This window comes from Serratia sp. (in: enterobacteria), assembly GCF_046715635.1.
Classification (GTDB): Bacteria; Pseudomonadota; Gammaproteobacteria; order Enterobacterales; family Enterobacteriaceae; genus Chania.
Genome location: NZ_JBKJYW010000205.1, coordinates 1 through 12,132, shown reverse-complemented (window position 1 = coordinate 12,132; position 12,132 = coordinate 1). Strand labels below are relative to the sequence as shown.

14 protein-coding genes and 1 pseudogene are annotated in these 12,132 nt (G+C 55.8%); 8 read left to right on the top strand and 7 right to left on the bottom strand.

Annotated features, from left to right (window positions below; translation table 11 throughout):
- The 5 genes from ACLQ7H_RS10285 to pspA form a co-directional block, all read right to left on the bottom strand.
- The coding region (locus ACLQ7H_RS10285; RefSeq protein ID WP_411752570.1) for a YcjX family protein at positions 1-995 on the bottom strand (995 nt) is incomplete at its 3' end.
- Positions 976-1,242 (bottom strand): phage shock protein PspD, encoded by a 267-nt coding sequence (gene pspD, locus ACLQ7H_RS10280; protein ID WP_411752569.1) that lies wholly within the window; start codon positions 1,240-1,242, stop codon positions 976-978. The genes pspD and ACLQ7H_RS10285, both read right to left, overlap by 20 nt.
- 88 nt (positions 1,243-1,330) lie before the next feature.
- Complete coding sequence (pspC, locus tag ACLQ7H_RS10275) at positions 1,331-1,759, bottom strand: envelope stress response membrane protein PspC (protein ID WP_411752568.1); 429 nt, start codon at positions 1,757-1,759, stop codon at positions 1,331-1,333.
- Entirely contained in the window at positions 1,759-1,986 is a 228-nt protein-coding gene (gene pspB / locus ACLQ7H_RS10270) for an envelope stress response membrane protein PspB (protein WP_411752567.1), read from the bottom strand. The genes pspC and pspB overlap by 1 nt, the downstream gene beginning before the upstream one ends.
- A gap of 58 nt (positions 1,987-2,044) precedes the next feature.
- Positions 2,045-2,710 (bottom strand): phage shock protein PspA, encoded by a 666-nt coding sequence (gene pspA, locus ACLQ7H_RS10265; protein WP_411752566.1) that lies wholly within the window; start codon positions 2,708-2,710, stop codon positions 2,045-2,047.
- Between the two features lie 184 nt (positions 2,711-2,894).
- On the opposite strand from pspA, the gene pspF reads away from it, so the two are divergent.
- Positions 2,895-3,902: a phage shock protein operon transcriptional activator gene (pspF, locus tag ACLQ7H_RS10260; protein ID WP_411752565.1), complete on the top strand. Its 1,008-nt coding sequence runs from the start codon at positions 2,895-2,897 to the stop codon at positions 3,900-3,902.
- On the opposite strand, the gene ACLQ7H_RS10255 is transcribed toward pspF, so the two are convergent.
- Positions 3,899-4,792 carry a LysR family transcriptional regulator gene (locus ACLQ7H_RS10255; protein WP_411752564.1) on the bottom strand — a complete coding sequence of 298 codons (894 nt, stop codon included), beginning with the start codon at positions 4,790-4,792 and terminating at the stop codon, positions 3,899-3,901. The two genes, pspF and ACLQ7H_RS10255, sit on opposite strands and share 4 nt — an antisense overlap.
- Positions 4,793-4,880: 88 nt before the next feature.
- On the opposite strand from ACLQ7H_RS10255, the gene ACLQ7H_RS10250 reads away from it, so the two are divergent.
- The 6 genes from ACLQ7H_RS10250 (at position 4,881) to sapF (ending at position 11,314) form a co-directional block, all read left to right on the top strand.
- Positions 4,881-5,657 carry an NAD(P)H-dependent oxidoreductase gene (locus tag ACLQ7H_RS10250; protein ID WP_411752563.1) on the top strand — a complete coding sequence of 259 codons (777 nt, stop codon included), beginning with the start codon at positions 4,881-4,883 and terminating at the stop codon, positions 5,655-5,657.
- 359 nt (positions 5,658-6,016) lie between these two features.
- Entirely contained in the window at positions 6,017-7,669 is a 1,653-nt protein-coding gene (gene sapA / locus ACLQ7H_RS10245) for an ABC transporter substrate-binding protein SapA (protein WP_411752562.1), read from the top strand.
- A complete protein-coding gene (gene sapB, locus ACLQ7H_RS10240; RefSeq protein ID WP_021806550.1) occupies positions 7,666-8,631 on the top strand; it encodes a putrescine export ABC transporter permease SapB in 966 nt (321 codons plus the stop codon). The genes sapA and sapB overlap by 4 nt, the downstream gene beginning before the upstream one ends.
- Positions 8,618-9,508, top strand: a complete 891-nt coding sequence (gene sapC, locus ACLQ7H_RS10235; RefSeq protein ID WP_411752561.1) for a putrescine export ABC transporter permease SapC — start codon at positions 8,618-8,620, stop codon at positions 9,506-9,508. Before sapB ends, sapC begins: the two co-directional genes overlap by 14 nt.
- Positions 9,508-10,500 (top strand): putrescine export ABC transporter ATP-binding protein SapD, encoded by a 993-nt coding sequence (gene sapD, locus ACLQ7H_RS10230; protein ID WP_411752560.1) that lies wholly within the window; start codon positions 9,508-9,510, stop codon positions 10,498-10,500. Before sapC ends, sapD begins: the two co-directional genes overlap by 1 nt.
- Position 10,501: 1 nt before the next feature.
- Positions 10,502-11,314 (top strand): putrescine export ABC transporter ATP-binding protein SapF, encoded by an 813-nt coding sequence (gene sapF, locus ACLQ7H_RS10225; protein WP_411752559.1) that lies wholly within the window; start codon positions 10,502-10,504, stop codon positions 11,312-11,314.
- Between the two features lie 176 nt (positions 11,315-11,490).
- On the opposite strand, the gene ACLQ7H_RS10220 is transcribed toward sapF, so the two are convergent.
- Positions 11,491-11,640, bottom strand: coding sequence for a hypothetical protein (locus ACLQ7H_RS10220; protein ID WP_411752558.1), 150 nt, complete (start codon positions 11,638-11,640; stop codon positions 11,491-11,493).
- Positions 11,641-11,741: 101 nt separating this feature from the next.
- Here ACLQ7H_RS10220 and ACLQ7H_RS10215 point away from each other — a divergent pair.
- Positions 11,742-12,132: pseudogene (locus tag ACLQ7H_RS10215) on the top strand (peroxidase); the annotation flags it as partial.

Genomic DNA, 12,132 nt, shown 5'->3' with positions numbered 1-12,132 from the left:
AGTTTGTCGATGGTCGGCGAAAACAGGCGGCGGAACAGCGTGCGCTTGCCGTAGTGGAAGCTTTGCATCAACTGGGTCAGCGCCAAACGCATATCATTAAACGCCTGCGGCCCGCTGTTGAGCGGTTGCAGGCAATCCACCAGCACAATTTGGCGATCGAAACGCACAAAGTGCTCTTTATAAAACGCCTTGACGATCGATTGGCAATAGTAGTTAAAACGGGTGCGCAGCATGCCCGCATTGGTATGTTTGTCTGCCTGAGCCAGGCGTGATTCCCCTGCCGCATAGACGTTTGGCCACGGGAAGAACTGCAACGCGGGCGCACCGGCCATATCGCCAGGCAGCACAAAGCGCCCAGGCTGAATAAAGTGCAACCCTTCGGCCTTACAACGCAGCAGGTAGTCGGTATAAGCCTGGGCGATCGCCGCCAGCTTGTTTTCATCCGCCGGGGCCAGCGGATCGAGATCTTTGCACAATGCCAGCCAAGGCTCAGCCCAGCGTGCTCGGTCGCCTTGCAACAACCCAGCCATCTGACGTGACCAGGCCAGATAATCCTGTTCCAGCATCGGCAAATCCAGCAGCCATTCACCCGGATAGTCGACGATTTCCAGATACAGCGTGGAGGTCTCTTTAAAATGACGCAGCAGCGAATCATTGGAACGGTAGCGCAGCGCCAGGCGGATTTCGCTGACGCCACGCGTTGGGGTTGGCCAACTTGGCGGATCGCCATACAACTGTGCCAGGCCTTCATCGTAGGTGAAACGCTGGATGCCGAGGTCGCGTTGAGGAATGCGTTTCACCCCCAGCAGCCGTTCTTCCCGCACAGGGGAAAACAGCGGCATACGTGCGCCGCTGTGAACATGGAGTAATTGATTGACCAATCCGGTGATAAACGCCGTCTTACCGCTGCGGCTCAAGCCGGTGACTGCCAGCCGCAGATGGCGATCCATCCCGCGATTGACCAGCGAAGTTAGCTCATTTTGCAGTCGTTTCATTGTTCTCCTTGGCATAGCGCCCGAACGCCTTGTTCAGCCCCTTGCGAAACAGCGGTTCCAGCAACATGGCCAATACGTAACGCAGCGGTTTACGGCTGACGGTTTTCAGCAACCACGCGGTTGCCCCCGCCGGACCATAACTCATTAGCGCTATGATGATGACTTTCGACAAGGTCTTCAACAATGCACCTACTCCCCGTTTTGGTGAAGCGGTTTTTGGGGCATTAATCGCATAGGTTTTGCTCATGGTTGCTGCCCTCTGGCAAATGTTGGGGAAAAAGTCGGTGCAATGCCTGACCTGCGGCGTACGCAGGCCCGAGCATCGTTAAGAGAGATTACAGCTGGCGAAAGCGGCTCTGTACGCCGAAGGTGTCAGATGTAACATAGCGCTCAACCTTGCGCAACTGCTGCTCCCCGCTGCTCAATTCGTATTCCAGCTTATCGAGCAACTGGCGCGGTGTGTCAGAATGTTCGTCCTGATAACGGCTGGCAGGAACCTCTTCAAGCACAAAGACCAGCGCGATATAGGCGACCACCGTAATGAAAAACAGCCCGAAGAACAACGACAACACGGCAATCACTCGGATCAAACGCACGGGCACGTCAAAATAGTGGGCAAGGCCAGCGCAAACGCCCTTCACCATGCCTTCTTCAGGCACCCGGTACAGTTTTTTACTGCCCAGCGAGTTGCCTTGGTATGCACGGTAGTCATCGCCGTAGCGAGAGCGATCGCCATACTTTCCTCTGTTATGGTCTCTGCGCATTACGACTGCCTCCAATTCGGTTGTTCCGCATCAAGAATGTCTTCCAGCGCCTGAATACGATCGCGCATGCGTGAGGCCTGTTCCGCCAGTTGCGTCAGACTTTGCATCTCCTGATGACTCAGTTGAACGCCGCTCTGTTGCCGGTTGCTGTAATGCAACCAAAGCCAAATCGGCGCGACAAACAACACAAAGATTGTCAACGGGATGGCAAGTAATAGAGCACTCATTTCAATTCCTTCTTTATTGGCCGTAGTGTGGCGGCCACGCTGGGTGGCCGCTTAAGCATTATTCCGGGCGGTTCATCTTGGCTTTCATTGCCGCCAGTTGCTCACTGATGGCGTCGTCCGCCTGCAGTTCAGCAAATTCATGATGCAGGCTTTTCTTTTTACCAATGCTGACGCTTTCCGCTTCGGCTTCCATATGGTCGATACGGCGCTCAAACTGTTCAAAACGCGCCATCGCCTCATCCAGTTTACCGCTGTCCAACTGGCGACGCACATCTCGTGAATAAGAAGCCGCCTGATGACGCAGCGTCAATGCCTGCTGGCGTGCACGGGTTTCGGTCAGCTTGTTTTCCAACTCGCCAATTTCACTCTTCATGCGGGCCAGCGTTTCTTCAACGGTAGCCACTTCCTGGCTCAGTGTAGCAATGAGATCGGTCACTTTCTGTTTTTCGATCAACGCCGCACGGGCCAGATCTTCTTTATCTTTACGCAACGCCAGTTCGGCTTTGTCCTGCCAGTCATTGATCTGGTTTTCACCCTGCTCAATGCGGCGCAGCAGTTGCTTTTTCTCCGCCAGGGCACGTGCTGAGGTGGAGCGCACTTCAACCAGCGTGTCTTCCATTTCCTGGATCATCAAACGCACCAGCTTTTGCGGGTCTTCTGCTTTATCGAGCAGAGTGTTGATGTTGGCGTTCACGATGTCGGCAAAACGAGAAAAGATACCCATAATTTACTTCCTCTTGGTTCTGAAGGCGTCTGAAGCGCCGAGTTAAGTTATACAACTTGCCCTAAGAGTTAATCAAGAAGCGTGCCAACTTTCATTTCATTGAAATACAAAGATTATTTGTTTTTGACTCTCGCCACGCTTGCTGTAGAGTGAGTATTTTAACCAAACATTGGCGAATTTCATCATGAGCGAACCGTTAGAGAACCTGTTGGGCGAGGCCAACGCCTTTGTGGAGGTGCTGGAGCAAGTTTCGCAGTTGGCCAAACTCAACAAACCGGTGTTGGTGATCGGCGAGCGCGGCACCGGTAAAGAGCTGATTGCCCACCGTTTGCACTATCTTTCCAACCGTTGGCAAGGGCCGTTTATCTCCCTCAACTGTGCGGCGCTGAATGAAAACCTGCTGGATTCTGAGCTGTTTGGCCATGAGGCTGGCGCATTTACCGGCGCACAAAAACGCCATCTTGGCCGCTTTGAGCGTGCCGATGGCGGCACCCTGTTTCTGGACGAATTGGCAACCGCGCCAATGCTGGTGCAAGAAAAACTGCTGCGAGTGATTGAATACGGCCATCTGGAGCGCGTAGGTGGCAGCCAACCGCTGCGGGTGGATGTCCGACTGGTGTGCGCCACCAATGACGATCTCCCCGCGCTGGCCGCCGCCGGTAAATTCCGTGCCGATCTGCTGGACCGTCTGGCATTTGACGTGGTGCAACTGCCGCCGCTGCGCCAACGCCAGCAAGACATCATGCTATTGGCCGAGCATTTCGCCATTCAGATGTGCCGCGAGCTCTCGCTGCCGTTGTTCCCCGGCTTCAGTGAACATGCGCAGATGACGCTGCTCGGCTACTCTTGGCCGGGTAACGTGCGTGAGCTGAAAAACGTGGTGGAGCGTTCCGTTTACCGCCACGGTGCAAGCCAGGATGAGCTGGATGAGATCATCATTAATCCCTTTGCCAAGCGTTCAGAACCGCTTGATGATGAGGCAACCGCGCCAGCCAGTGATTTACCTGCATTGCCGCTGGATTTTAAAAGCTGGCAGCACCAACAGGAGAAAGCCCTGCTGGAGATGGCATTGAAACAGGGCCGCTTCAATCAGCGTAAGGCTGCCGATTTGCTGGGGCTGACCTATCATCAGTTGCGCGGCATGTTGAAAAAGCATGCGCTGCTGCAAGGTAGCGAACCAGAGGGAAGTTAAACCGACTGGGCGATCAATTCGCGTAACCATTGATGAGCAGGATCGCGATGCGAACGCTCATCCCACAGCATGGCCAACTCATAGCCTGAGATCTCCACTGGCGGCTCGGCAATTTGTACTTCTGGGCTGCCGCGTACCAGGCGTTCGGGCAACATCGCCACCAGATCCGTCTTGCCGAGCACCGATTTCACAAACAGAAAATGCGGGACGGAAAGTACCACCCGGCGCGAAAGCCCAACCTGCTCCAGCGTGTGATCGGTGATACCGCTAAATCCCCCGCCGTTGGGCGAAACCACCACGTGCTCCAGTTGGCTAAATTGCGCCAGCGTCGGGCGAGCCGTCAAAGTAGGATGACCGATGCGGCCCACCAACACATACTTCTCCTTGAACAACACACGTTGACGCATCCCCGATGGTGCGCAGTCCTGCGTGTGAAATGCCAGATCGATCTCCCCCATCTCCGCCTGCCGGGCAATTCTGGTTGGTGCCAGTTCCAACACCGCCAACCGGCTGCTGGGAGCCTCCTGACGAAGCCGTGCCAATGCGGGCAACAGCACCGTGGATTCGCCATAATCGGATGCGGCGATACGCCAAGTGATATTCGCGCTAGCCGCCTCAAAAGGGCTGATGGGTGCAACGGTGTGTTCAAGCACTTCCAACGCCTGGCGCAAAGGTTCACGTAAAGCCTCTGCCCTGGCCGTTGGCCGCATTCCTCTGGGTCCCGGTAACAACAGCGGATCGTCGAAAAACGATCTCAGCTTGGCCAGATGTGCGCTTACCGAAGGTTGCGATAGCGACAACCGCTCCGCTGCGCGTGTGACATTCAATTCCATCAGTAACACATCCAGCGTCACCAATAGATTGAGATCCAGCCTGCCGAAATCACTCATACAAATACCTACAATCATTTAAATCAATTTTAACTATACCTGACGCTGACCTACTCTGTTGCTCTCTTTTCAATAATGGAACTCAATCATGAATATTCTGCTGGTATACGCTCATCCAGAAGCCCAATCGCTTAATGGCTCACTGAAAAACTTTGCGGTCAAGCATCTGCAGGATGCCGGGCATCAGGTACAGGTTTCCGATCTGTACGCCATGAAATGGAAAGCCTCTTTGGATGGCGAGGATCGTACGGATCGGGATAGCGCTGCCCGCTTTTACCCAGTGGAGGACTCCAGGATAGCGCTTGAGCAAGGAACACAGAGCGCAGATATTACGTTGGAACAGGAGAAGTTACTCTGGGCGGATACCGTGATCCTCCAGTTCCCACTGTGGTGGTTCTCCATGCCAGCCATCCTCAAGGGGTGGGTAGAACGCGTGTATGCCTATGGCTTTGCGTATGGCGTTGGCGAGCATTCCGATACGCATTGGGGGGATCGTTATGGCGAAGGTACGCTGGCAGGGAAACGGGCGATGTTGCTGGTCACCGCGGGCGGTTGGGAGTCGCATTACAGCCCGCGCGGTATCAACGGCCCGATAGAGGATATTTTGTTCCCCATCCACCATGGCATGCTGTATTACCCCGGCTTTGACGTGCTGCCACCGTTTGTGGCCTACCGCACCGATCGCTTCGTCGAGGCAAAATTCCCAGAGCTTTGTGCGGCGCTGGGGAAACGGCTGGATACGCTGGCAAGCACCGAGCCCCTGCCATTCCGTAAGCAAAACTTTGGTGATTATGCTATCCCACAGCTGACGCTGCGAGAGGATATTGCGCCAGGTCGCTCCGGCTTTGCCGTTCACCTGAAATAGAGGCAAAAAAAAGCCAGCACCCGAGCTGGCTAAGTAATACTGGAAGCAATGTGAGCAATGTCGTGCCTTCCACAAAGGGCCACAAGGCGTGGCCTTTCGTGAACTACCAAATGATGATAATAGTTCTCAGTATCATCTGTAAAGCATTTTGTTGAGAATTTTTCTCATTACCACACTGAGCTTGGGTGATTATCCATCAACGCCCGTCACGGCCAGCCCCTCAGTTGATGACATCATGTAGGAAAACAGCGGCAAGCTTAGCCAAACCGCCGAAATTTCAGCCATTTTGCTCAAGGAATTGGGCTGTTGGTCAGAGTGCGATACACTAACGTTATTGCTTAATAACCCATGAAGCGTCTATGCGTGGTTTACCTCTTTGGATCATGTCGCTCGGCTGCCTGGCAACTTCTGCCCTGGCCGCGACAACGGCTGTGCCCAGCGCAGCACCACCGCCAGCAGATATCCGCCAGAGCGGCTTTGTCTATTGCGTCAGCGGCATTCTGAACACCTTCAATCCGCAGATGGCCAGCAGCGGTCTGACGGTCGATACCCTGGCCGCCCAGCTTTACGATCGGCTGCTGGATGTCGACCCTTACACTTACCGCCTGATCCCGGAACTGGCGGAAAGCTGGGAAGTGCTGGACAATGGCGCTACCTACCGTTTCCACCTGCGGCGGGATGTGCCGTTCCAGACCACCGCCTGGTTCCAACCCACGCGCAAAATGAATGCCGACGATGTGGTGTTCAGTTTTCAGCGGGTGTTTGACCAAAAGCATCCGTTCCACAATGTGAACGGTGGTGATTACCCTTATTTCGACAGTCTGCAATTTGCCGACTCGGTGCAAAGCGTGAAAAAGCTGGACCAATACACCGTCGAGTTCCGCTTGCAGGCACCGGATGCGTCCTTCCTATGGCATCTGGCGACCCATTATGCACCGGTGCTATCGGCAGAATATGCCGACAACCTGACGCTGGACGGCCTGCAGGAAATGATCGATCGTGAACCGGTCGGCACCGGCCCATTCTTGTTGAACGAATACCGCTCCGGGCAATATATCCGTCTGGCACGTAATGACGTTTACTGGAAAGGGAAACCGCGCATGCCGCAGGTAGTGATCGACATGGGCGCCGGAGGTACGGGCCGCCTGTCCAAATTGCTGACCGGCGAGTGCGATGTGCTGGCCTATCCCGCCGCCAGCCAGCTTTCGATCCTGCGTGACGATCCGCGTTTACGGCTGACGCTGCGCCCAGGGATGAATATCGCCTATTTGGCCTTCAACACCCGCAAACCGCCGCTGGATAACCTGAAGGTGCGCCAGGCCATTGCGTTGGCGATTAACAACCAGCGCCTGATGCAATCAATCTATTACGGCACCGCAGAAACCGCCGCCTCGATCCTGCCGCGCGCCTCCTGGGCCTATGATAATGATGCCCACGTCACCGAATACGATCCGGCCAAGGCGCGAGAAATGCTGCGCGAAGCCGGTGTAGGGCCACTGGATCTGAAGCTGTGGGTGCCTAACGCATCGCAATCCTATAACCCCAGCCCGCTGAAAACGGCGGAACTGTTACAGGCAGATTTGGCTCAGGTCGGCATTAATCTCACCATAGTGCCGGTAGAAGGCCGCTTCCAGGAAGCCCGGCTGATGGAGATGAACCACGATCTGACGCTCACCGGTTGGTCAACCGACAGTAACGATCCGGACAGCTTCTTCCGCCCACTGCTGAGCTGTGCGGCAATCCGTTCGCAAACCAACTATGCTCACTGGTGTGATCCCGCGTTTGATGAACAGTTGCAGGACGCCCTGTTGTCACAGCAGTTATCACAGCGTATCGAGCATTATCAGCAGGCGCAGAAGATCCTCGAACAGCAGTTGCCGGTGTTGCCGCTGGCCTCCTCTTTGCGTTTGCAGGCCTACCGTTATGATATCAAAGGACTGGTGTTGAGCCCGTTCGGCAACTCATCATTTGCCGGGGTGTACCGTGAACCGGCGGAGGCCGCGAAAAAGTGATTATCTTTACCTTACGCCGCATTCTGTTGCTGCTGATCACGCTGTTCTTCCTGACGCTGGTCAGCTTCAGCCTGAGCTACTTTACCCCGCGCGCGCCGTTAAACGGTGCCGCTTTGCTGGATGCCTACCAGTTCTATTTCGTCAGCCTGCTGCACTGGGACTTTGGCGTCTCTAGCATCAATGGCCAGGCGATCAGCGAACAGCTGCGCGAAGTGTTCCCGGCCACCATGGAACTGTGCATTTTGGCCTTCACACTGGCGCTGTTTATCGGCATACCGCTGGGTATTATTGCCGGTGTGATGCGCGGCAAGTGGCAGGATACCGCCATCAGTACCTTTGCCCTGCTGGGCTTTTCCATTCCGGTGTTCTGGCTGGCGCTGCTGCTGATGCTTTATTTTTCACTGCATCTTGGCTGGCTGCCGGTGTCGGGCCGTTTCGATCTGCTGTATCAGGTCAAGCAGGTCACCGGTCTGGCGTTGGTTGATGCCTGGCTGTCTGACTCGCCTTATCGCAATGAGATGATTGCCAGTGCGCTGCGCCATATGGTGCTGCCGATTGCCGCGCTGGCGGTGGCCCCGATCACCGAGGTGATCCGTTTGATGCGTATCAGCACCGACGATGTTCTCAGCCAGAACTACATCAAGGCCGCCGCAACCCGTGGCCTGTCGCGCTTTACCATTATCCGCCGTCACGTGTTGCACAACGCGTTACCGCCGATCATCCCGAAACTGGGTCTGCAATTTTCTACCATGCTCACGCTGGCCATGATCACCGAGGTGGTATTCAGTTGGCCAGGGCTCGGGCGCTGGCTGATTAACGCCATCCGCCAACAGGACTACGCGGCCATCTCCGCAGGCGTGATGGTGATCGGCACGCTGGTGATCACCATTAACGTGCTGGCCGACATTCTGGGCGCGGCGACCAACCCGCTGAAACATAAGGAATGGTATGCCCTTCGATAACGTATACCGCGAAAAGAAAATGCCGAGTCCGCTGCTCTATACCTGGCGGATTTTCTATGGCGACACTTTGGCGATGATTGGTTTTTATGGGGTGATCGGCCTGTTGCTGCTGTCCCTGTTCGGCAGCCTACTGGCACCTTATGCCCTCGATCAGCAGTTCCTGGGATATCAACTGTTGCCGCCTTCCTGGTCACGCTACGGCAACGTGTCGTTCTTCCTGGGCACCGACGATCTGGGCCGCGATATCCTCAGCCGTTTGTTGACCGGTACCACCGCCACCTATGGCTCGGCACTGATTGTGACCATCGCCGCCGCCGTTTGTGGTGTGATCCTGGGCGTGTTTGCCGGGGTGACCCGTGGCCTGCTGTCTGCGATGCTAAACCATATTCTCGATACCCTGCTCTCCATCCCTTCACTGCTGCTGGCGATTATCGTGGTGGCCTTCCTCGGGCCGAAGCTGGAGCACGCCATGCTGGCCGTCTGGCTAGCGCTGTTGCCAAGGATGGTGCGTACCATCTACAGCGCAGTGCACGATGAGCTGGAAAAAGAATACGTGGTCGCTGCCCGTCTGGATGGGGCTTCGACAATGCAGATCCTGTGGTACGCCGTGGTGCCAAACATTGCTGCCGTGCTGATCACCGAGTTTACCCGCGCGCTATCGATGGCCATTCTCGACATCGCAGCGTTGGGTTTCCTCGATCTGGGGGCGCAATTGCCTTCCCCTGAATGGGGGGCGATGTTAGGTGATTCATTGGAGCTGGTGTATGTCGCACCCTGGACCGTAATGCTGCCCGGTGCCGCCATTCTGATCAGCGTATTGCTGGTTAACCTGTTGGGCGACGGAATACGCCGCGCGATCAATGCCGGAGTGGAATAATGCCGTTACTCGATATCCGCAATCTGACGATTGAATTTATGACCGCCGAAGGGCCGGTGAAGGCCGTCGATCGCGTCAGCATGACGCTGACCGAAGGTGAGGTGCGCGGCCTGGTGGGAGAATCCGGCTCAGGAAAAAGCCTGATCGCCAAAGCCATATGCGGCGTGACCAAAGATAACTGGCGCGTCACTGCCGACCGCTTCCGCTTCGACGATATCGACCTGTTGCAGCTTAGCCCGCGTGAACGGCGCAAACTGGTGGGCCACAACGTGTCGATGATCTTCCAGGAGCCGCAATCCTGTCTTGACCCTTCTGAAAGCATTGGCCGCCAGTTGGCCCAGGCCATTCCCGGCTGGACTTACAAGGGCCGTTGGTGGCAGCGCTTTAACTGGCGCAAACGGCGGGCGATTGAGCTGTTGCACCGCGTCGGTATCAAGGATCATCTCGATATCATGGGCAGCTTCCCCTATGAGCTGACCGAAGGCGAATGCCAGAAAGTGATGATCGCCATTGCGTTGGCCAATCAGCCAAGATTGCTGATCGCCGATGAGCCAACCAACGCCATGGAGCCCACCACGCAGGCGCAGATCTTCCGCCTGCTGGCACGTCTGAACCAAAACAACAACACCACCATCCTGCTGATCAGCCACGATTTGCAGATGATGAGCAAATGGGCCGACCGGGTTAACGTATTGTACTGCGGCCAGACGGTGGAGAGTGCGCAATGTGAAGATCTGCTTGCCGCCCCTCATCATCCTTATACCCAGGCGCTGATCCGCGCCATGCCGGACTTTGGCCGTGCGCTGCCGCATAAAAGCCGCCTGAATACGCTGCCGGGAGCGATTCCCTCATTAGAACATCTACCTATCGGCTGCCGCCTGGGGCCCCGCTGCCCGTATGCGCAAAAACAATGCATTGAAACCCCACGCCTGCGCCCGGTAAAAAATCACCTGTTCGCCTGCCACTTCCCGCTGAACATGGAGGAGCAATAACATGGAAACGCTATTGGAAGTGCGCAACCTGACCAAAACCTACCGCTATCGCACCGGGCTGTTCCGCCGCCAGCATGTGGAGGCGGTCAAGTCGGTCAGTTTTACCCTGCGTGAGGGCCAGACGCTGGCGATCATCGGTGAGAACGGTTCGGGTAAGTCAACCCTGGCGAAGATGCTTTCCGGCATGGTGGAGCCCTCATCGGGTGAAGTGCTGATCGACGACCATCCACTGGCTTATGGCGATTACCGCTACCGCAGCCAGCGCATTCGTATGATTTTCCAGGATCCGAGCACCTCACTCAACCCACGCCAGCGCATCGGTCAGTTGCTTGATGCGCCGCTACGTTTGAATACCGAACTGGAAGCCGCAGAGCGCGAAGTACGCATCAACCAGACCCTGCGCCAGGTGGGGATGCTGCCGGACCACGCTTATTATTACCCGCATATGCTGGCCTCCGGTCAGAAACAGCGCGTGGCACTGGCACGTGCGTTGATCCTGCAACCTAAGGTGATTGTTGCCGACGAGGCGCTGGCTTCGCTGGATATGTCGATGCGTTCGCAGATCATCAACCTGATGCTGGAGCTCCAGGAAAAGCACGGTATTGCCTATATTTATGTGACTCAGCATCTGGGGATGATGAAGCATATCAGCGACCAGGTGATGGTGATGCATGAGGGGGAAATCGTCGAGCGTGGCAGCACCGCCGAAGTGCTGGCCGCACCGCTGCACGATCTCACCAAGCGGCTGATTGCCAGCCATTTTGGTGAAGCGCTCACTGCCGATGCCTGGCGACGTGACGGCGGTAGGTTTTAGATTCAGCCCCTCACCCTAACCCTCCAAAAGGGTGAGGGGACTGAACGTGCCACATATTAACTCCTACATCTAACCTCAGCACCAGACTGGCTCCCTCTCCTTTTGGGGAGAGGGCTGGGGTGAGGGGGAAATAGCGATCAGCGGTATTCCATCCAGTTATTAATTAGCACTTAACATTATTTTATCTCGCCAATCGAATCGGTGAGGATATCCACTACGTTGAGCCATGCAAACAACAGGATATCGCGCAGATGAACAACGCCCACCACCAACGCTTCTCGCAACTGATGCTTATCCTTGCCGCCGGCTTCGCTATTTATGGTCATGGTCTATGCAGCCATGACTGACGCCTGCTTCGCGGTTTTTTACCCTGCCGCCGTTGCCAACTGTAACGGTGGCTTGTTGTATTGATGAAGGATTTTATCCGATGGAACATCGCCTAACCCCTTTCCAGTGGTACCACGAAACCCAGCGAAGCTCAGGCGACAGTTCGCCACTTGAGCCTGCCGCAGCAAGCTTGCGGGAGCGTTTTTTGTTAGGCCTGGGCTCATTTACCGACGAGGGATTGAATGCCGCCCTCAGCGATCGTATTGACGTTTTTACCGCGTCTTCGGCCTGCTATCCGGTACTGTTCCCCGATCGGGTCAGCGTTTCGCGAGAAGTGACGTTGTCACCTTACGATCGTCTGTCGACGGCCTTGACGGTGGCGCAGGTCACCGGCGTGCAATCGCTTTGTAGCCATTACGCTGCTCGCCTCGCCCCTCTGGACAGCCCGGATGCTACGCGGGAAAGCAATGTCCGCCTGGCACAAATCACCC

Excerpts from the sequence above, each read along its gene's own strand:
- pspD (WP_411752569.1), bottom strand. The coding sequence starts at position 1,242 with ATGAGCAAAACCTATGCGATTAATGCCCCAAAAACCGCTTCACCAAAA.
- pspC (WP_411752568.1), bottom strand. The coding sequence starts at position 1,759 with ATGCGCAGAGACCATAACAGAGGAAAGTATGGCGATCGCTCTCGCTAC.
- pspB (WP_411752567.1), bottom strand. The coding sequence starts at position 1,986 with ATGAGTGCTCTATTACTTGCCATCCCGTTGACAATCTTTGTGTTGTTT.
- pspA (WP_411752566.1), bottom strand. The coding sequence starts at position 2,710 with ATGGGTATCTTTTCTCGTTTTGCCGACATCGTGAACGCCAACATCAAC.
- pspF (WP_411752565.1), top strand. The coding sequence starts at position 2,895 with ATGAGCGAACCGTTAGAGAACCTGTTGGGCGAGGCCAACGCCTTTGTG.
- ACLQ7H_RS10255 (WP_411752564.1), bottom strand. The coding sequence starts at position 4,792 with ATGAGTGATTTCGGCAGGCTGGATCTCAATCTATTGGTGACGCTGGAT.
- ACLQ7H_RS10250 (WP_411752563.1), top strand. The coding sequence starts at position 4,881 with ATGAATATTCTGCTGGTATACGCTCATCCAGAAGCCCAATCGCTTAAT.
- sapA (WP_411752562.1), top strand. The coding sequence starts at position 6,017 with ATGCGTGGTTTACCTCTTTGGATCATGTCGCTCGGCTGCCTGGCAACT.
- sapC (WP_411752561.1), top strand. The coding sequence starts at position 8,618 with ATGCCCTTCGATAACGTATACCGCGAAAAGAAAATGCCGAGTCCGCTG.
- sapD (WP_411752560.1), top strand. The coding sequence starts at position 9,508 with ATGCCGTTACTCGATATCCGCAATCTGACGATTGAATTTATGACCGCC.
- sapF (WP_411752559.1), top strand. The coding sequence starts at position 10,502 with ATGGAAACGCTATTGGAAGTGCGCAACCTGACCAAAACCTACCGCTAT.
- ACLQ7H_RS10220 (WP_411752558.1), bottom strand. The coding sequence starts at position 11,640 with ATGACCATAAATAGCGAAGCCGGCGGCAAGGATAAGCATCAGTTGCGA.